The 20,190-nt window shown below is 28.8% G+C and carries 22 protein-coding genes and 1 other RNA gene; 4 read left to right on the top strand and 19 right to left on the bottom strand.

From position 1 onward, the window contains the following. Nucleotides 1-17 precede the first annotated feature (17 nt). Nucleotides 18-1,463 carry a PLP-dependent aminotransferase family protein gene (locus IR151_RS08180; protein ID WP_227434036.1) on the bottom strand — a complete coding sequence of 482 codons (1,446 nt, stop codon included), beginning with the start codon at nucleotides 1,461-1,463 and terminating at the stop codon, nucleotides 18-20. A gap of 109 nt (nucleotides 1,464-1,572) precedes the next feature. On the opposite strand from IR151_RS08180, the gene IR151_RS08175 reads away from it, so the two are divergent. Together IR151_RS08175 and IR151_RS08170 are read left to right on the top strand one after the other, a co-directional pair. Beyond that, a complete protein-coding gene (locus IR151_RS08175) occupies nucleotides 1,573-2,367 on the top strand; it encodes a histidinol-phosphatase HisJ family protein (RefSeq protein WP_227434035.1) in 795 nt (264 codons plus the stop codon). Nucleotides 2,368-2,418: 51 nt separating this feature from the next. Beyond that, nucleotides 2,419-3,741 carry a polysaccharide biosynthesis protein gene (locus tag IR151_RS08170; protein WP_227434034.1) on the top strand — a complete coding sequence of 441 codons (1,323 nt, stop codon included), beginning with the start codon at nucleotides 2,419-2,421 and terminating at the stop codon, nucleotides 3,739-3,741. Between the two features lie 101 nt (nucleotides 3,742-3,842). On the opposite strand, the gene IR151_RS08165 is transcribed toward IR151_RS08170, so the two are convergent. From IR151_RS08165 to IR151_RS08155, 3 genes are all read right to left on the bottom strand, one after another. Then, nucleotides 3,843-5,033 carry a hypothetical protein gene (locus IR151_RS08165; RefSeq protein WP_227434033.1) on the bottom strand — a complete coding sequence of 397 codons (1,191 nt, stop codon included), beginning with the start codon at nucleotides 5,031-5,033 and terminating at the stop codon, nucleotides 3,843-3,845. A 184-nt stretch (nucleotides 5,034-5,217) separates the two neighbouring features. Next, nucleotides 5,218-5,398: non-coding RNA, 6S RNA (gene ssrS, locus IR151_RS08160), on the bottom strand. 117 nt (nucleotides 5,399-5,515) lie between these two features. After that, nucleotides 5,516-6,400: a hypothetical protein gene (locus tag IR151_RS08155; protein WP_227434032.1), complete on the bottom strand. Its 885-nt coding sequence runs from the start codon at nucleotides 6,398-6,400 to the stop codon at nucleotides 5,516-5,518. A 211-nt stretch (nucleotides 6,401-6,611) separates the two neighbouring features. Here IR151_RS08155 and IR151_RS08150 point away from each other — a divergent pair, with 211 nt between their 5' ends. Then, nucleotides 6,612-7,013: a hypothetical protein gene (locus tag IR151_RS08150; protein WP_227434031.1), complete on the top strand. Its 402-nt coding sequence runs from the start codon at nucleotides 6,612-6,614 to the stop codon at nucleotides 7,011-7,013. 122 nt (nucleotides 7,014-7,135) lie between these two features. Here IR151_RS08150 and ccpA read toward each other — a convergent pair whose 3' ends face one another. The 5 genes from ccpA to IR151_RS08125 all read right to left on the bottom strand — a co-directional run bounded on the left by ccpA (nucleotide 7,136) and on the right by IR151_RS08125 (nucleotide 9,685). After that, nucleotides 7,136-8,158 (bottom strand): LacI family transcriptional regulator CcpA, encoded by a 1,023-nt coding sequence (gene ccpA, locus IR151_RS08145; RefSeq protein WP_413926669.1) that lies wholly within the window; start codon nucleotides 8,156-8,158, stop codon nucleotides 7,136-7,138. A 247-nt stretch (nucleotides 8,159-8,405) separates the two neighbouring features. Beyond that, nucleotides 8,406-8,612: a hypothetical protein gene (locus IR151_RS08140; RefSeq protein WP_227434029.1), complete on the bottom strand. Its 207-nt coding sequence runs from the start codon at nucleotides 8,610-8,612 to the stop codon at nucleotides 8,406-8,408. A 33-nt stretch (nucleotides 8,613-8,645) separates the two neighbouring features. Next, the gene (locus IR151_RS08135; RefSeq protein ID WP_227434028.1) at nucleotides 8,646-8,825 is read right to left on the bottom strand and encodes a hypothetical protein; all 180 of its coding nucleotides are present in this window, start codon (nucleotides 8,823-8,825) and stop codon (nucleotides 8,646-8,648) included. 180 nt (nucleotides 8,826-9,005) lie between these two features. Then, complete coding sequence (locus tag IR151_RS08130) at nucleotides 9,006-9,212, bottom strand: hypothetical protein (RefSeq protein ID WP_227434027.1); 207 nt, start codon at nucleotides 9,210-9,212, stop codon at nucleotides 9,006-9,008. Between the two features lie 47 nt (nucleotides 9,213-9,259). Beyond that, nucleotides 9,260-9,685 (bottom strand): hypothetical protein, encoded by a 426-nt coding sequence (locus IR151_RS08125; protein WP_227434026.1) that lies wholly within the window; start codon nucleotides 9,683-9,685, stop codon nucleotides 9,260-9,262. A gap of 171 nt (nucleotides 9,686-9,856) precedes the next feature. On the opposite strand from IR151_RS08125, the gene acpP reads away from it, so the two are divergent. Next, entirely contained in the window at nucleotides 9,857-10,084 is a 228-nt protein-coding gene (gene acpP, locus IR151_RS08120) for an acyl carrier protein (RefSeq protein ID WP_227434025.1), read from the top strand. A gap of 161 nt (nucleotides 10,085-10,245) precedes the next feature. On the opposite strand, the gene IR151_RS08115 is transcribed toward acpP, so the two are convergent. The 10 genes from IR151_RS08115 to IR151_RS08070 all read right to left on the bottom strand — a co-directional run bounded on the left by IR151_RS08115 (nucleotide 10,246) and on the right by IR151_RS08070 (nucleotide 20,169). After that, on the bottom strand, nucleotides 10,246-11,250 hold the full coding sequence (locus IR151_RS08115) for a nucleoid-associated protein (RefSeq protein ID WP_227434024.1): 1,005 nt from the start codon (nucleotides 11,248-11,250) through the stop codon (nucleotides 10,246-10,248). A gap of 14 nt (nucleotides 11,251-11,264) precedes the next feature. Next, entirely contained in the window at nucleotides 11,265-12,167 is a 903-nt protein-coding gene (locus IR151_RS08110) for an RluA family pseudouridine synthase (RefSeq protein ID WP_227434023.1), read from the bottom strand. 178 nt (nucleotides 12,168-12,345) lie between these two features. After that, complete coding sequence (locus tag IR151_RS08105; protein WP_227434022.1) at nucleotides 12,346-13,521, bottom strand: acetyl-CoA C-acetyltransferase; 1,176 nt, start codon at nucleotides 13,519-13,521, stop codon at nucleotides 12,346-12,348. 91 nt (nucleotides 13,522-13,612) lie between these two features. Then, nucleotides 13,613-14,458: a 3-hydroxybutyryl-CoA dehydrogenase gene (locus tag IR151_RS08100; RefSeq protein WP_227434021.1), complete on the bottom strand. Its 846-nt coding sequence runs from the start codon at nucleotides 14,456-14,458 to the stop codon at nucleotides 13,613-13,615. A gap of 100 nt (nucleotides 14,459-14,558) precedes the next feature. Next, nucleotides 14,559-15,356 (bottom strand): enoyl-CoA hydratase-related protein, encoded by a 798-nt coding sequence (locus IR151_RS08095; protein ID WP_227434020.1) that lies wholly within the window; start codon nucleotides 15,354-15,356, stop codon nucleotides 14,559-14,561. Nucleotides 15,357-15,374: 18 nt separating this feature from the next. After that, nucleotides 15,375-16,385, bottom strand: a complete 1,011-nt coding sequence (locus IR151_RS08090; protein ID WP_227434019.1) for an electron transfer flavoprotein subunit alpha/FixB family protein — start codon at nucleotides 16,383-16,385, stop codon at nucleotides 15,375-15,377. A gap of 17 nt (nucleotides 16,386-16,402) precedes the next feature. Then, nucleotides 16,403-17,185 (bottom strand): electron transfer flavoprotein subunit beta/FixA family protein, encoded by a 783-nt coding sequence (locus IR151_RS08085; RefSeq protein ID WP_227434018.1) that lies wholly within the window; start codon nucleotides 17,183-17,185, stop codon nucleotides 16,403-16,405. A 56-nt stretch (nucleotides 17,186-17,241) separates the two neighbouring features. Next, nucleotides 17,242-18,378: an acyl-CoA dehydrogenase gene (locus tag IR151_RS08080; RefSeq protein WP_227434017.1), complete on the bottom strand. Its 1,137-nt coding sequence runs from the start codon at nucleotides 18,376-18,378 to the stop codon at nucleotides 17,242-17,244. 695 nt (nucleotides 18,379-19,073) lie between these two features. Continuing rightward, nucleotides 19,074-19,541, bottom strand: a complete 468-nt coding sequence (locus IR151_RS08075; protein WP_227434016.1) for a YbaK/EbsC family protein — start codon at nucleotides 19,539-19,541, stop codon at nucleotides 19,074-19,076. 85 nt (nucleotides 19,542-19,626) lie between these two features. Continuing rightward, nucleotides 19,627-20,169, bottom strand: a complete 543-nt coding sequence (locus IR151_RS08070; RefSeq protein WP_227434015.1) for a hypothetical protein — start codon at nucleotides 20,167-20,169, stop codon at nucleotides 19,627-19,629. Nucleotides 20,170-20,190: the final 21 nt, after the last annotated feature.

The raw sequence follows: 20,190 nt of genomic DNA, 5'->3' as shown, positions 1-20,190 counted from the left end.
TAAAAAACTTCTATTTATTAATAAAATAATTTATTACTTTTTATATCTAACTTATTTTTATATTCACAGAAAAACTCTTCTATATTATCACTTATTATAGATATTCCCTTTTCTAACTCTTCCATACTTGGACGAGCTATATTTATTCTAAAAAATCTATCATCCACTAGATTATCAAAAAAATAAGTCCCTGGAAGCATGGATACTCCTTTATTTAACATAAAACTTGTAAAGCTTTGTGATGTATACCCTCTTGGCAATTCTAAAAAAAAGTTTATACCTCCACAAGATTTTCTAACTTTTAATTTACCACTCAATTTATCATTAATCAAGTTTTTTGCTAACTTGTACTTATCAGTATATATCTTCTCTATATGACTTAGATAATTCTTCCAATTGAAATTCTCCATATAGTAATACATTGATTTTTGAATAAGACCTGGTGTTGATATGTCTGATGAATATTTAGCCCACAAAACTTTTTTTAATAATTCATTTGGCATTTCTACAATTCCTATTCTTAAGCCTGGCATAAGTATTTTTGAAAAACTCTTTATATATACTACCCTATTTTTATCATCATAGCTCCTGACTGTCCTATTATCCTCTGAATCAAATATAAAATCACTGATAAAATCATCTTCAATTATATAAAAATCATGCTCTTCTGCCAATTCTATTAGCTTCTTTTTTTTATATGTAGAATAAGATATACCTGTTGGATTTTGAAAATTAGGCATAATATATATAAGTCTTGGTTTTATTTTTTCCAATTTTAATTTTAAAATACCTATATCAATTCCATCATCTAACATAGGTATAGATATTATTTTTGCACCTCTACTTTTAAATACTTCAATTGCTCCATTGTAAGAGGGTTCTTCCATAAAAACAACATCAGAATAACTTATAAGCCCTTTACAAACTATATCTATACCTTGCTGTGCTCCTGAGATTATTTGAATGTTTTCTTTAGTAGTATTTATATTTTCATCACTTAAATACTCTACCATCTTTTCTCTTAACTCCTCAGAGCCTAGCCCTTCATCGTAATCAAATATTGAACTTCCATCTTTAGATAATGCCATGTTTACAGCATTTTTAAATGAATCTATAGGAAACATATCATTAGATGGATTTCCATTATCGAAATGAATTAAATCATCTCTTTGTCTAATATTCTTATTTTTCCCTTTATCTATACCATTTTTATAAGAATTTGAATTTGATACAAAAGTTCCACTTCCTATAATTTTATATACATATCCTTCATTTTCCAAAAGCTCATATACTTTAACTATAGTAGTATTATTTACATGTAAATAATCTGATAACTTTCTTATTGGTGGAAGTTTTTCATGCTCAACTAGTTCTTTGTTTATTATTAACTGCTTTATATGATTAAATATTTGTATATATTTAGTTGACTTCCTTTCACTTAAATCTATTTTGTATTTTTCCACATTTATCACCGCTTATTGTTTTTATATTTTATTGATGCCTTAGCATATATTTGATATTATTTAGTATGTATATATAATACCAAAATTTTTATAAAAAGGGGAAATATTTATGTTTTACGACTATCACATGCACTCAAGTTTCTCTACTGATGGAAAATCTACAATGGAAGAAATGATAAAAAAATCTATAGACCTTGGTATAAATGAAATTTGTTTCACAGACCATGTCGATTATGATGTTTATGCGGATGATTCTTTTTCGATTGTTTACGAAGATTATTTTAAAAGTCTAGAAACTCTTAAAAATAGATATAAAGATAAAATATCAATAAAAAAAGGGATTGAATTTGGAGTTCAAACTCAATTAATAGATACATATAGAAAAGAAGCTCATCAATATCCATTAGATTTTATAATATGCTCTATTCATGCTATAGATAAAATGGATTTATACCTTGGTAGCTATTTTGAAGGTAAGACTCAACATGAGGTCTATGAGAACTACTACCTTTATTTGTATAATATTGTTAAAAACTACAAGGATTACTCTGTTTTAGGTCATTTAGATTTAATTAAAAGATATGCACCTTATGATACCATCCTAGATGACAGACTATTTTCAGATATAATTGAAGAAACTCTCAAGCAAGCTATCTATGATGGTAAAGGTATCGAAATAAACACATCTTGCTACAGATACAACCTGCCAGATTTAACTCCATCTAGATATATCCTTCAGATGTATAAAGATTTAGGAGGAGAAATCATAACCACAGGCTCAGATTCACATCATGTAAGTCAAGTTGCATATGAATTTGATTACATATATTCATTACTAAAAAACATGGGATTTAAGTATGTATCTAAATTTAATAAAATGAAACCAGAATTTATAAAATTATAAATTTTTACACCTCCTTATGAATATATTTAAAAGATAAGGAGGTGATTTTTTTTGAAAGTACCTTATTTAGTACTATCAACAGTTATTTTATTTATGTCTAACTTTGTCGTAAGAATATTTGGATTTTTATATAAAATATTCTTATCAAGAGCTTTAGGCGAAACAGGTCTAGGTATATATCATATGATTTTTAACTTTTTAATGATTTGTTTAGCTGTTACAACAACTGGAATACCTACTGCACTTAGTTGTCTAGTTGCAAAAAGAAAAGCTTTAAATGATAAGCACAACACTAATGCTTTGTTTATATCAACTTTATACATATCATTTTTTGTAGCATTAATTATATCTATAGTTGCATCTTTCAATAGTTCTTTTTTATCACTTAAGTTTCTAAAAGACCCTAAATTGAACTTATTTATACTAGCAGTTTGTCCTGCCATAGTTATAATAACACTTTCAAATGTACTTAGGGGGTATTACTACGGCATAAAGAACGTAAAAGTTCCTGCTATTGGACAAATTATTGAACAGATGGGTAAAATTCTATTTGTTTTTTTACTCGTTATGTATGTAAATGATAAGTCTATGAATTGTTATATTGCTCTTTTAGGTATATCTATTGGTGAATTGAGTAATATCATATTTATGCTCATATGTTTATGTCGAGATTCTTCATTTGACAATAAATATATTATAAGTATAAAAGATTTTTATAATTCCTCTATGGAAACATTGAAAATGTCCATACCTATAACTTGCAATAGAATGTCAAATATACTTTTACAATCTATTAGCTCTATGATGATACCATCAAGATTAGCATTATCAGGCATGACTTATCAACAATCATTAAGTATGTATGGTGTCGTCAGCGGGATGGTAATGCCATTTATATTTTTACCATTTACTGTTGGCTCAGCACTTATTGTAAATTTGATACCTACTATATCACAAGAAATGGCCTTAAGAAAACGTAAAAGTGTCCTAAAAAAAATAAAGTATTCTGTACTCCTAACTTTATTTGTAGGTATACTATCATCAGTGTTTTTTTATTTCTTTGGAAAAGATTTATGTATACTAGTATTTAAAAATAAACTTGCTGGAGAATATTTAAAAGCTATGTTTTTAGTACCACTATTTATGTCACTAAATCAAACACTATCTGGTATTTTACATTCAATAAGAAAAGAATTAGCTTCAAGTATAAACACTATCATTGGTATGTTAATTCAGCTAGTAGCTCTATATGTATTTCTTCCCATTCCAGGACTTAATATTTATGCATACATATACACAATGACAATAGTATCAATATTTACCTGTTTATTACATACTATAGTACTTTTTAAATCTATAAAATCTATACATTAGTTATAAATAACGTGAAGGCTACCAATGTAAATCATCTACTATTGGTAGCCTTCCTTAAATGATTTTTATTTATAATTTAAACTGTCTATATATCTACCTATCTATCTGTGGCAACCTGAATTTCCACTTCCATGATTAGGTCCACATTGCGAAAAATCACATACTTTAGAGAAAGTATCAACAAGTCTTGGTTGGATTGGGTTTGGTGATGCTAAAACTACTATTTGTTCACTTATTAATGTGCTAACTGTTTCTTGTAAGCAAAGTACTAAATCTATATCATTTGGTATAATTAATTCATACATAGGTTCACAACATTCATTACATTCTAATTTTAATATAGATTTTCCTATACAATCTACAGTTAAGTTAGTTTGGTATTCTTGTCTTAAAGTGACAGCTCTTCCGTCAGCTGGCAAGCATATTGGTGCTGAAAGTGTGTTAAAAGTAAATTCTACAAAATCAACTCTTCTCTTACATCCACCTCCTGCTCTAACTGCTGGGAAAGCTAATGCAACGAATTCTGTACATCCACATCTACCTCTTAGTTCTAATACTAGATTACGAACTGCTACAGTTAAGCCTCTTTGTTTATAAGCTACTGATTTGCCTTTTCCTTGTCTACAACATTCAGCGTTTCTTTCTCCACATACTGCATATTCAAAAGTTGTTTCACAGTTTCTTCCTATTATATCTCCTAATGGATCTAAATCGAAATCTTCTAAAGTTGTCATTCCTGTGTCTATAACTATTCCATCATTACTTAAGCATATTTTATCTATAGTTACACTTGCTCTACCTGCACTTGGAACTGAACCAAATACTTCTACTACTTCTGTTTCAAAAGTTAATGGTTCTCCATTTGGTCCAGTTGCATCTGTAAATGTTTGGAATTGCATAGTATCAAAAATTCTATTAGCTTCTATTGCAAATGGAACTGCATTTGCTACAGAAAAGTTTCTTGGAGATATAGGATTACAGCAGTTTGGTCCACATTTGTTTTCAAAACATTCATCTGAATCCATTTGGCATGGTTCACAATCACATTTACAATTATCATGGCATCCACAATTGTCATCACATGGATTAGGTTTACATGGATTGCATGGATTAGGTTTACAATCATCATGACAATCACAATTATTATCATTGTTACATCCATTATGATGATGTGATTTTTTGAATCCTCTCATCTCATCTGAACTTATTTCATCTGTATACACTTCTTCTTCATTCATTGTAGACATTGGCTGATTTAGCATTCTTCTTTTATTTTTTTTGTAATCTTGCATTTTTCATTGCCCTCCCTGTAAGCGATTCTTATTAAGTCTTCGGCTTTTTATAGCCTAATTAATACTATGCACTTATAATCCTAATTGTTACTTAGCTTTTTAAATTTATCAATAATTAGGTATATTTGGTAGAAAAATGCATTTTAATAAAAAAAAGTACTACTATTTAAAACAGTAGCACTTTTTTTGTCCCGAAACACCGGTGGCTAAGTAAATTCACACCCTAGGCACTCCCAGGTGGGTGACTTGCCAGTAACCTTTAACGTCCAAACTAAACAGGCATGTTATAATTTACTAGACACGGTCTCCCGTATTTCATTTGTAGGTTGAATTTAAAAAAGCCTTATCGTATGTTTCAGGATTTCATATTATTATTATATAATAAATTTTGAATTTTTTAAAGTGGTTTTATATAGTAATTAAGATAATCTTATTCTAGTATTACTTTTTCTTCCTTTTCTCTTTATGTATTTAGTTAATTATTACTTTCTCTTAGCTTTACTTCTAGTATTTTTTTCATTACGATTATGTTCATGCTTTTGTTCATTAACATCATATAATTCTTCATCATATACTATATTTTCATCATTTTCTGCATACTCATGGTCTGTTTCTTCATCTTCTGTTAATTCTTCTTCATTATCATCTATCTCATCTTCATAATCTAATTCTTCATCTTCATATGTTGACTCTTCATCTTCTTCATTATTATCTTCATATTCATCATCATCATTATTACTATCATCACCTCTTAAAAGATTTCCTAGCAGTTTAAGATTATTCATACTACCTAGATTATTTATATTTGCCAAAGAACTTAAACTAAATCCACCTTCACCAAAATCATCAGGTAAAAACAATTCTGCAAATAAATCTATCTTTTTTTTCATTCCTATAGCCTTTTCAACAGAATTTTTTCTCTTTTCTGGAAATACATCTATAATTTCTTTTATCATCATATTTTTTTTGTCTTCACTATCCATTTTTCTAAAAAAATCTGTTTCCTCTTCAACATCTACCACATCTATATTGTTAAGTTTCTTTATGCCTCTAACTAAGTCTAAAATACTTTCTATTTTTACTAGTATTTTCCTTTCATCTCTTGACATGTATTTTTTAGTTCTTGTTATTATTTCCATTCCCATTTCTAGGTCTTCTTCACTCAAATCCATAAGTCTTAGACCTCTTTTTATATCATTTGCATCAAACCTTAAAGTTTCATGTATAGCTTTTGATAATTTCTCATTTGAATTTTTTTTGTTTTTTCTGGCTCTATTATTTTTCTTTGATTTATCTTTATCATCAAATATAGAGATATTACCATTACTCAATGCAATCACTCCAATCAAAAATAGTAAGTTATTCAAGACAATTCCCCCTTATATTATATAATTGCCCTATATTAAAGTATGTTTTTCATATTTTAATGTTCCATTTTTAAAGCTCAGTGCATATATATTATCTATAAGAATTTTTATTTATATTATATATCACTCACAATTCACCACTTCAATATTATTTCTATATATAAATAGTATGAATATAATTCAATATATATTTATAGAAAGGGGTTTTTTTATGAAAAAAATAGATACAGATTCATTAGAAAAGATGGCTAAGCAAAAAAATATTGACAAGGATAAGATAGAAAAGATTGCTGATAATTACAAAGGGAAATCAGAAAGTGAACTTATGGAGGAACTTATAAAGATAGGTAAGAACCTAGATGGAAGAGAGGAAGTAGTATCAAAATTCAAAGCATTTTTAGATGACAATCAACGTAAAAAATTAGATACTATAATGGATAAAATATCAGATGCAGAGACTCAAAGAGATACTAAACCTGCTAAAACTAAAAAGACTAAGCAACCAACTAAAGGTAAATCAAATACACCTGCACCAAAAAATACACCAAATAATCAACAAAAAAAATCTAAGAGTATATTTAAGAAAACTAAAAAATCCAACCCTCATGAATAAACAAAAATAAACTACTTTTAAGGTTTAAAGTTATTATTTTTAACTAAAATATTTTAATTGCATATTATTTAAACTAAAAATCAGGTAGTGTTTTAAACACTACCTGATTGACTTTAATAACTTTATTTCTTTCTCTCTATAACACTTTCTCTATCAACAATTTGATAAGGTAATTCTATTTTCTTGTTTTCAATTAATTCTTTATTGATTAATTTAATAACCATTCTTATTGCTACTGCTCCCATATCATATAAAGGCTGATAAACTGTAGTAAGCTTAGGCCTATACATCTTAGCTATCTTAACATCATTAAATCCTGCAACTGATATGTCTTCTGGAACCTTATATCCAGCATCACAGATAGCATTTATAGCTCCTATAGCAGCCTCATCACCCGTAACAAAGGCTGCATGAGGTATTATTCCTTCATCCAATAATTCTTTCATACTATGGTATCCACTTTCATAATCAGTTCCACCATATTTGATTAAACTCTTGTCCAACTCTATATTATTACTTGAAAGTGCTTCTTCGTAGCCTGAAAGTCTTTCCATTTCTAAAACAGTATCATCTTTACTTGTCATTATAAAAGCTATCTTTTCATGACCTTTCTTTATAAGATGTTCTGTCATATCAAAAGTAGCTTCTTTATTACTAGTGCTCACTGTGTATATATCATAATTTCTAGCAGTTTTACTTATATATGTTGCTGGTATACCACAATTTTGTATATAGTTGATATGCTCTTGTTCAACTACCCATGAAATCATAACTATACCTTCTACTTGTTTTGCTCTTAATAGATTTATACTCTTTAACTCTTGTTCTTTATCAGAGTATGTATTAGCTAAAAGAATATCATAATCATACATTTTAGCAACTTCTTCTATTCCATTTAATATCTCATTAACAAAAGAATCTGAAACTTCTGGAACTATTACCCCTATTAATTGACTCTTTTTAGTTACTAAGCTTCTTGCAAGTGGATTTGGAATATATCCAGTTTCTTTTATAACCTCTAAAACTTTTTGTTTGACTTCATCAGTCACAGGTTTTGAATCATTTATAACTCTAGATACTGTAGATATTGACACGCCTGCTTGTTTAGCAACATCTTTTATCGTTATATTACTTTTCATTTTCATCCTCCTAATTTTGCTAAATTTATCTAAATCTGAACCAAATTTATACAGGTTCTTATTTTAACTATATTTATATAAGTTCTTATTTTACCATAAAAGCAAGTACATTTAAATACATTATATTTTATATTATACCCTATATTCAACAATTTTAATAATATTCATTCTTAATTTAAATTACATTAAAAAATAAAATAAAAAAATGCTGGTATAAAACATACCAGCATTTTTTCACTTTAACAGTTTAGTTTTAGCAGCCGCAGCCACAACCATCATCACCATCAAAGAATCCACCACATGAACAAGTTATTAATAATAGTATTAAGAATGGTATCCATGACATTATATCGATATCTCTCCAACAATCTTCAAAAGCTAAGAATAGGAAGAATAATACGATTATCCACCATCCTCCCCCACCAAAACATCCATCGTTTCCAAAAAATCTATCTAACATAATAAACTCCTCCTTTTTTAATAATTACTACTCTTATTCTAAGCATCCACTACAGCAGCAAAGTATTAATAAAACTATTAAGAATGGAATCCATGCCATTATGTCAAATTCTGCCCAGCTCTCTCCAAAAGCTAAAAATAGGAAGAATAGTACGATTATCCACCATCCTCCTCCACCAAAACATCCATCTTCTCCAAAGAATCTATCTAACATTCCACGTTACCTCCTGTTGATATTTTGTTGAGCTTTTCGCTCCTAACATATACTATGCATTTGGTTTCCATTTTGCTAATGTATTTTTATTATTTTTTTATTTTTTTTATCTTAACTAAAAAAGGCAAAACCATAACTTGTATAAGTTACTGGCTCTGCCTATTTAATAATCAATATTTTTTAGCAACAACAACCATCATCGAAGTTAAATAACAACAATACTATTAATATAACCCATATCCATATATTGTCATCGCATAATAAGTCTTCTAAAATGTCTGTACATAATAATAAGAATACTATAACTATTATTATCAACATTTTATTACTAAAAAATCCTTCGCATCCTCCAAAGAAACGTTCCATATTGTCTTCTAATTTTGTCATAACTAATCCTCCTTGAATCATTAAGAGACTAACTTTTGTCTCTTTAATTAAATATATGTAGTAATAGACAGATAAGTTACTTCTAAAAAGTTTTTATTGATTAATTTATTTATTTCTTTTTCTCCTAGTTTATTGTATCTATCAACTTCATCTAAATAATCCTTTTTTTCTTCTGATATAGTATAAATTAAACTTTCTATTGATTTTACTTTGTATTCTTTATATCTTTCTATCAAGAAGGATGTTTTTGAATTTTCTATGCCTTTCTTTACATGCATTAATCTTGATATATAATCGTCCTTTTCATTAGATACATAGCTTTCCTTCTCTGCTACATCTTCAAGAATTAAATTGGTTTCCATTACATAGTCCTCTATTCGTTGCATATCTAAAGTTATTGAATTATAATAAAAATTTACTGCTATAAGTAAAAATATTCCTACAGATGTTAGTAATAAGCCTACATATTTCATAGCATTTCCTCCTAAGTTATATTTGTTATCAATAAAGTTTATTCATCAAATAAGACTTTATTACTACCTTTATAAAATTTTATTTTTTTTTACTAATTGCATATTGAAAAATTTTTGATATTATATTAAACTAACATTAAAATTAATTAAAACTGCTGTAGGAGGCTTAAAATGTTTGAAAAAATAAAAGAAATAATAGCAGAACAATTAGGGTTAGACAATTTAGATGAAATAACTATGGAAGCATCTTTAATGGAAGATTTAGAAGCTGATTCATTAGATGCTGTTGAGATTATAATGGCTCTTGAAGATGAATTTGGTATAGAAATACCAGATGAGGAAGCTGAAAACTTTAAATGTATTGGTGATATATGTAAATATATCGAAGAAAATAAATAACATCATTTTGTCTACAAATATAAATAGTCTGTGTCTACTTCTACTTAATATTTCTATTAGAAGTTTACACAGACTAATCTACATTTTATTTATAACTATATTAACTATACATTTCTTCTAACTTAATTTATATCCAATCCTATAAATTACTCAAATTAAGATTACTTTTCTTCATAAAATGTTACATTCTTTATTACTATATCTATAGTTCCATCTTGATTTTGCTTTACAGTATATTTCATTGGGTCTTCAAAATCAGTTAGGTTCCCTTTTATATCAAAACCATTATCAGTTTTTATACTTCTCTTTTTGAGCTTTTTCTCAACCCATTTTTTATCTATGCTAAAACCTTCATCAAGACCTTTTTCTTCCATATGCTCTTTAAAACTACCTTTTAATTCTTCATCCTTAATTGAATTATCAACAAAATCATTTATATCAATTTCATGTTTTTCTTTTAATGTATAATTTAATATACTTCTTACATCTTCTGCTTGTTTTATATCATTACTAAGAGCATTAGTTATCCAATTTTCGGCTGTATTTTTAAATACTTTTGTCTTATACTTATCATCATCTATTTTTTTAGCATGCAAAAATTCTGTTACAAACTTTGATTCTGAACCCTCTTTTTCTGCATCTTTGTCTAAGAGTCTTAGATGAAACTCATCATTCATTCCACTTAATCCAATTAAAGCTCCTTGTTTTTGTCTTAAAGTTTCTGGAATACCAATTTCATTTGATACCATTTGAATATTAAATTTATCATCTACAAACTCAATTGAATGAGTATACAATTTTTTATAATCTAATTTCAATATAGCAACACTCTTTTCATCTTTTACAGTATACAAGCAAATTGCCAAATCACAAGATTCTAATGCTGCATTAATCTTCATAACATCAAACAGATAAGATGCTATTTCTTTAGAGTTTTTTAAAAATGAACTTTCATCATATATTATTTGTTCACAACAATTTTTAATTAAATTGTCATTATAATCTTTAAAAATCCCTTTTCTTAAATCTTCATCCTTTGAAATTCTCTTTATTGCTTTTTGAAAAAATCCATCTACTTCTTGATTAACTTTACCTTCAAAATCATTTAATATTGGAACATCACTATTCTTATCCAAAACATGTATTATAAATTTATGTATTATCATATATATCACCCCATCTATCTTAATTTCGATATTAACTCTTGCATATCCTTTGGTATATCTGTTTTAAATTTTAAAATTTCTTTTGTTCTTGGTTGTTCAAACTCTAAGCTATATGCATGAAGAGCTTGCCTATTTATAAGATTTCCATCTATATAACCATATAACTCATCACCTATTATTCCATGACCTATATGAGCCATATGAACCCTTATTTGATGTGTTCTACCAGTTTCTAGCTTTACTTCTAGTACAGTTGCATTTTTTAATCTTTCTACTACTTTATAATGAGTAACAGATGCTTGCCCTCTTTCATCTATTACTCTCTTTATTGAATCCTCTTCAGGTCTATAAATTGGTTCATTTATAGTTCCCTCATCTTCATCTATAATCCCATTCACTACTGTTATATATGTTTTTTCAACTTTGTTTTCACTCATTGATATAGACAAAGTATGGTGTGCATAAGCATTTTTTGCTACTATAACAAGTCCTGAAGTGTTCATATCAAGTCTATTTACAAATCGTATTTTTACATTTTCTTTATGCTTCTCTATATAATAACTAATACCATTTGCTATTGTATTATCATAGTGACTTTTAGTTGGATGAACTACCATAAATGGTGGCTTATTTACCATAATTATATCAAAATCATCATATATTATTTGTAAATTTAAATCTTGTGGCTCAAAATTTGCTTTTTCTTCTTCTATTTTTACCTCTATTAAATCCCCACGAGACACTTTTAAACTTGGCTTTTTATATACACCATTTACTAATACACTTTTTTCTCTTTTCATTTTTGATAGTGACCTAACCGAAAAATTTAGCTTGTCCAGCAAAACTTCTTTTAGAGTCATTTCTTCTTCATTTGTATAGGATATAAGATTATATTTTTGATTTTCTTTTTTAAACAAACTTTTACCTACTTTCTTTTATATCTTCAAAACCATGATATTATATATTTTACACTATTTTTGTTTAATAGATAATAATTATTTTTTAACCATAAAAACCTGTAAGAATAACAAATAGTTACTCTTACAGGTTAAGTTCATGGTTAAATGTTTAATTTTTAAAAATTATAATCTAAAACTATCTTTTAACTATTAAAGTAGTTCCCATTCCACCACCTATACAAAGTGTAGCTAAACCAGTTTTAGCATCTCTTCTCTTCATTTCATATAAAAGTGTAGTAAGTATTCTTGCTCCTGAGCATCCTATTGGATGTCCTATAGCTATTGCTCCACCGTTAACATTAACTTTAGCCATATCTATGTTTAAATCTTTTACTACGGCTATAGATTGAGCAGCAAATGCTTCATTAGCTTCAACTAAATCTATATCTTCAATAGTCATATTAGCAGCTTCTAAAGCTTTTTTAGTTGCTGGAACTGGTCCATAACCCATTATTGTAGGGTCAACACCAGCTGTTCCATAAGAAACTATAGTTGCAAGAGGTTCTATTCCTAATTCTTCAGCTTTTTCTTTAGCCATTACTACTAACATAGCAGCACCATCATTGATTCCTGATGCATTACCAGCAGTAACTGTTCCATCTTTTTTAAATGCAGGTCTTAATTTAGCAAGTTTTTCTATTGTAGTACCAGGTTTAATATACTCATCTTTGTCTACTACAGTGTCACCTTTTCTTCCTTTTATAACCACTGGAACTATTTCTTCGTCAAATTTTCCTTCAGCTTGAGCTTTTTCAGCTTTATTTTGACTTGCAAGGGCTAATTCATCTTGTTCTTCTCTAGTTATATTCCATTGCTCTGCTATATTTTCAGCAGTTATACCCATGTGATAGTTATTGAATATGTCTGATAATCCATCTTTTATCATTGAATCAACAAAAGCAGTATCACCCATTCTTGCACCATATCTAGCACTTGGTACTAAATAAGGAGACATACTCATGTTTTCAGCTCCACCAACTAGCATTATATCAGCGTCCCCTAATGCTATAAGTTGAGATGCCATTGAAACAGATCTTAATCCAGAACCACAAACTATATTTATAGTCATAGCTGGTTTTTCTACTGGTATTCCTGCACCTAATGCTATTTGTCTTGCTATATTTTGACCAAGACCTGCTGTAAGTACTCCTCCTAAAAGTGATTCATCTATCATATCTGGAGTTATATTAGCTCTTTTTATAGCTTCTTTAGCTGCTGTTATACCTAAGTCTACTGCTGAAACTGATTTAAATGCTCCTCCAAAACTTCCTACTGCTGTTCTAGCTGCACTGGCAATTACTACTTCTCTCATATTCATTACCCCCATTAAATTAGATTTTTATCAGATTTTTGAGATTGTTTTTTTTTAGACAATATCAGTTAAATTTTTTAGATTTCAGTTCTTATTTATTATAATCATAGAATCCTATTTTAGTTTTTCTTCCTAATTGATTAGCTCTAACCATTTTAGCTAAAAGTGGATGAGGTCTATATTTAGTGTCTCCAAATTCAGTGTATAAAACGTTCATTATAGCTAAAACAACATCTAATCCTATTAAATCACCTAATGCTAAAGGTCCCATTGGATGGTTTGCACCTAGTTTCATAGCCTCATCTATTTCTTCTTTACTTGCAACGCCATCTGCATATATACCAACAGCTTCATTTATCATAGGTATAAGTATTCTGTTTACTACAAATCCAGGAGATTCAGATACATCTACTGGTACTTTATTGATACTCTTAGATAATTCAAATACTGTATCAAAAGTAACTTTTGATGTTAATTGACCGCTTATAACTTCAACTAATTTCATCATAGGAACTGGATTGAAGAAATGCATTCCTATAACTTTATCTGCTCTATTAGTAGAAGAAGCTATTTCTGTTATAGATAATGATGAAGTATTTGTTGCTAAAATAGTATCGTCTTTACATAACTCATCTAATAATTTAAAAACTTCTTTCTTTATGTTCATATCTTCTACAGATGCTTCTATTATTAAGTCCATGTCTTTCAAATCTTCATAGTTAGTAGTTGAACTAACATGACTTAATATTTCTGCTTTTGTAGCTTCGTCCATTTTTCCTTTAGTAACCAATTTAGTTAAATTTTTATCTAATAAGCCTAAACATTTATCTATAGCACCTTGAGTTCTACTCTTTAAACATACATCATGACCACAACTTGCAAAAGTTTGTACAATACCACTTCCCATAGTTCCACTACCTATTACAGCTAATTTCATAGTTATAACCTCCTGTTATTTTAGTATTTATATTCTGTTAACTAGATTAAAGTATTTATTCAATCTAGTTAACAGCAAATATATTTTTAATTAGATTTGTTTATCCTTTTATAAAGTTAGCTTCTCTTTTTTCAATAAAAGCTGACATTCCTTCTTTTTGGTCTTTAGTTGAAAAACAAAGTCCAAAGAAATTAGATTCTATATCTATTCCAGTATCTATATCAGTTTGAGCACCAAGTTGTATAGCTTCTTTAGAGTATCTAACTGCAAGTTGAGCATTTTTAGCTATTGTTTTAGCTAGTTTTTCAACTTCTTCCATTAAAGCTTCTGGCTCGACAACTTTATTTACTAGCCCTATTTTTTCAGCTTCATCAGCTTTTATAACTTGACCTGTAAAGATTAATTCTTTTGCTTTTGCCAGTCCAACCAGTCTTGTAAGTCTTTGAGTTCCTCCATACCCTGGAGTTATTCCAAGAGTTACTTCTGGTTGCCCAAATTTAGCTTTAGCAGATGCAATTCTTATATCACAAGCCATTGCTAGTTCGCATCCTCCACCTAAAGCAAATCCATTTACAGCTGCTATTATTACTTTTTTACTATCTTCTATTTCTCTAAAAGCTTTAGCTCCTAGAAGACTAAAATCTTTAGCAGCTACAGCATCTAAATCTTTCATATATGCAATATCTGCTCCAGCTACAAATGCTTTTCCTTCCCCTGTCAGTATTACTACATCAATAGTTTCATCATTATTAATATCAGCAAATACTTCATAAAGTTCTTCTAAAGTTTTTGAATTTATTGCATTAAGGGCTTTAGGTCTATTCATTTTCACTGTACATATATTTTCATTTACTTCAACAGCTATATTCTCATAAACTTTAACATCGCTTGTACTCATAATACCCTCCCCAAGAAATTAGTTAGCTAAAACTTCACCTTTTTCTTTTGCAACACTTAATTGACTTATAAGTTCTGGAAGTACTTTGTGAACATCTCCAACTATACCAACATCAGCATATTTAAATATTGGAGCTTCTGGATTTTTGTTTATAGCAACTATAAACTCAGCATCTTCCATACCAGCTATATGTTGTATTGCTCCAGATATACCACATGCTATATAAAGGTCTGGTCTTACAGTTTTACCAGTTTGACCAACTTGTCTTGCTTTATCTAACCATCCTGCATCTATAGTTGCACGAGAACCAGAAACTTCTCCACCTATAACTTCAGCTAATTCATAAAGTATATCTAAATTTTCTTTTCCGCCCATTCCACGTCCAGCAGAAACTAATATTTTAGCATCTTCTATTTTAACTTGTTTTTTAGCTTCTTTTATTATTTCTACAACTTGAACTAATTTGTCAGCCTCAGTAAATTCTACTTTAAAACGATTAATTACAGCTTCTCTAGTTTCATCAACTTCATTTTTCTTCATAACGCCTGGTCTAACTGTAGACATTTGAGGTCTGAAATCTTTACAAACTATTGTTGCCATTATATTTCCACCAAAAGCAGGTCTTGTCATTAATAATAATTTTGTATCTTCAGCTACTGCAAGTCCTGTACAGTCAGCAGTAAGTCCTGTATGTACTCTAGCAGATACTCTAGGTGCTAAATCTCTACCTATTGAAGTTGCTCCAAATAATACAACTATTGGGTCCGCTGCTTTTATTGCTTCATATGCAGCCTTTGTATATGGTTCAGTCGTATACACTGCTAAAGCTTCATCATCTACTACTATTACTTCATCAGCTCCATAATGTGCTAATGTATCTATTAAATCTTCTACCTTACTACCTAAAAGTAATGCAGAAACTTTTGTATCATAATCTTTGGCTATTTCTGTTGCCTTTCCTAATAATTCTAAAGAAACAGTTTGAATTACATTTTCTCTTTGTTCTATTACTACTAAAACATTACCCATTCTTTATCCCCCCTTAATTATATGATATATTTTTCTTTTAATTTATCTATAATAATTCCAGCTGATGCTTTTGCATCTTCGTTGTATATTGTACCAGCTGGTTTAACTGATTTCGTAAATGATTTAAATACGCTAGTTGGAGAACCTTTTAGACCTAAGTTAGAAGGGTCAACTTCTATATCTTTTACAGTCCAAGTTTCTACTACATCATTTTCAAAAGAATCATATATTCTTCCAACCTTCATGTATCTTGGTGTGTTCATATCTTTAAGAGTTGTTATAAGGCATGGCATTTTAACTTTTAAGTCATGACAACAATCTTCAAATTGTCTTTTTACTAAAACATATTCGCCTTCAGTTTTTATTTCTTCAGCATATGTTATTGATGGAAGTTTTAAATGTTCAGCTATTTGAGGTCCAACTTGTGCAGTATCACCATCTATAGCCTGTCTTCCAGCTATTATAATATCAAAATCTATATTTTTTAATGCTCCTGCTAATGCTGATGAAGTTGCCCAAGTATCAGCACCTGCAAAGGCTCTATCTGTTAATAATATTCCTCTATCTGCACCCATTGCTAAAGCTTCTTTTAAAGCCATATCTGCTTGAGGAGGTCCCATTGTTATTACAGTTACATGAGCTCCCATTTCTTCTTTTAATCTTATCGCTTCTTCTAAACCTGCTTTATCATCAGGGTTTATTATACTTGGTACTCCATCTCTAATTAAAGTACCTGTATTAGGATCTAGTTTAACTTCTGTTGTATCTGGAACTTGTTTTATACAAACGACTATCTTCATAAATCCTTCCTCCATATCTATTTTAATATCGACCTATTGTGTATATTTTAATATCTCTATTTTAATAATTTTCCTGAAATAACCATTCTTTGAACTTCACTAGTTCCTTCATATATTTCAGTTATCTTAGCATCTCTCATCATTCTTTCTACTGGATAATCACGAGTGTATCCATATCCACCATGAAGTTGTACAGCTTTTGTAGTAACTTCCATAGCTGTTTCTGCTGCAAATAATTTTGCCATTGCTGCTTCTACTCCATAAGGTTTTCCTAAGTCTTTATTTATAGCTGCTTGATATACAAGATGTCTAGCCGCTTGTATTCTAACTTCCATATCAGCTAATTGGAATTGTGTATTTTGGAATTTTGATAGTGGTCTACCAAACTGTACTCTTTCTTTTACATATTTAACTGTTTCATCAAGAGCACCTTGTGCTAAACCTAAAGCTTGTGCTGCAATACCAATTCTACCACCATCAAGAGTAGACATTGCTATCTTAAATCCTTGGCCTTCTTTTCCAAGTAAATTTTCTTTAGGTATTCTACAATCTTCAAATATTAATTCACTAGTAGCTGAACCTCTTATACCCATTTTCTTTTCTTTAACACCAAAGCTAAATCCAGGAGTTCCTTTTTCAACTATAAATGCTGAAATTCCTCTATTACCCTTAGATTTATCAGTCATTGCCATTACTACATATATGTCACCAGCTATTGCATTTGTTATAAATATTTTTGAGCCATTAAGTATGTATTCATCTCCATCTAAAACAGCAGTAGTTTGTTGTCCAGACGCATCTGTACCAGCATTAGGTTCAGTAAGACCAAATGCTCCTAATTTTTCACCACTTGCTAATGGTCTTAAGAATTTTTGTTTTTGTTCTTCATTACCATATTGATATATAGGCCATGAACCAAGAGATGTATGAGCTGATAATATAACTCCTGTAGTTCCACAAACTCTAGACAATTCTTCAACAGCCATTATATAACCTACAGTGTCTCCACCTTCTCCACCATACTCTTTTGGATACGGTATACCCATCATTCCTGCCTTTGCCATTTTTTCCACTGTTTCATAAGGAAATCTTTCTTCTTCATCAAGCTCTGTTGCTAAAGGTTTAACTTCATTTTCAGCGAAGCTTACATATAACTCTTTAAGCATCTGATATTTTTTAGAATTTAAATCCATAATAGCCTCCTCAGTATTTTATAAATATTTTATTTTCATTTATTAATTAAAATCTCGGCAACATCTATAATAAAGTATTTGAGTATACGTCGAGAAATTTATAACCTTAATTAAAGTCCGCCCTATATTTATATGCAATTATATTAACCGATTATGACATTAATTTAATTATAAATTGTTAATTTAAAGTCAACTGTTCTTAAAAAAAATCTCGCTTTTTGGAATTTTGTGAAATTTCAAGCTAGAATAAGACTTCTCTCACAATGGTTATAGATAAAATAATTTGTTTATGATGTTCATTCTAGGGTATATCAATAGTAAATGTTATGTATATTAGTATTTCAACCCATATATAAATTTTTTCTATCATATCAAAATTATTTTAATAGAGCTAAATAATCATATTTTTTCGTGATTATTTTTGTTTTTTAAATATCTTACATTTATAATAGTATCACTCAAAGGATAATTTTTCAATAATTTCTAATTATTTTTTTAACAATATTTACTACATTTTTTCCATTTTTTTGTCATTTTTTTATTATTTTGAAGAAAAATCAGAATTTTTTAACTTTTTTTTGGATTATTAGTTTAAATTAGATTTTTCTCTTAGATTTATAAATATTTTCCACATAAAAATATCCCCACACAGACTGTATACAGGGATATTTTTTTACTAATTTTCACTATATTTTTTACCAATTTTTACAAACATCTACCCATTTCTCACACTTAGAAAATTTCTCCATTTCATCACATGTAAGTTCTATTGCTGAATTACTGCTACCACATGCAGGAAATACTGTATCAAATCTCTTCATTGAATCATCTAGATATACTTTTAAAGGATTTTTTAAACCAAATGGACAAACACCACCAATAGCATGTCCAGTAAAATCTAGAACTTCTTCTGGTGCTAACATTTTAGCTTTACAACTAAACTCATCCTTGTATTTTTTATTATCAATCTTAGCATCTCCAGCTGTAACAATTAAAATTGCATCCTCTCCTATTTTAAATGAAAGAGTCTTAGCGATTCTAGCTGGAATAACTCCTGCTGCTTCTGCCGCAAGTTCTACAGTAGCACTAGATTGTTCAAACTCTAGTATGCTATCTTCCCTTCCAAATTCTTTAAAATACTCTCTTACATTGCTTATTGACATTGAACACCCTCCTAGCCTGAATATTTATAAATTTCATACTATTTTAATTATATATGCAATAACTTTATTTTTCAATTTTTTCAAATTACTCCATAACATTAGAATTCCATACATCATTATTTTTTCTAACTACTAGATATAAACCTTTTGCGATAGGCATTTCCACAGTAAATTCGCCCTTATATTCTACACTCATACCAGAGTCATTAAAATACCTGTAGTCAAAGTTTAACCCCTTTGGAATCACAAAATCGACATAACCTTGATTATTCGACTTTATCCCATAGTTTAAGGTTTTTTCAGTTATAGAATTTTTTTCATTAAACAAATCTATATTTACATAATAAGAGCATTTATTCTCTCCTTTTTTACTCTCAATACAATTCTCAAATCTCATTTTTGCACTGTTTAATCTATATCTGTATTTACTATTATTACTTATTTTGAATCTTATAACAGTACCAATTTCTTCGCTTCTTCTGCTATCAAAATCAAAAACAATTTCCTCTAAATGATTTATTTCATAATCTTTGACACTTACCATATCTCTATATGCTAATTTATTTATAGCTATGAATAGTGTAAAAACTCCCAAAATAAAAATTGAAACTTTTATAAACTTATTCATTTCTAATCTCCTTATATTTTA

The organism is Clostridioides sp. ES-S-0006-03 (assembly GCF_020662275.1).
Lineage (GTDB): Bacteria > Bacillota > Clostridia > Peptostreptococcales > Peptostreptococcaceae > Clostridioides.
Note: the sequence above shows the minus strand (reverse complement) of the source record. Positions and strands in the feature narration are given on the sequence as shown.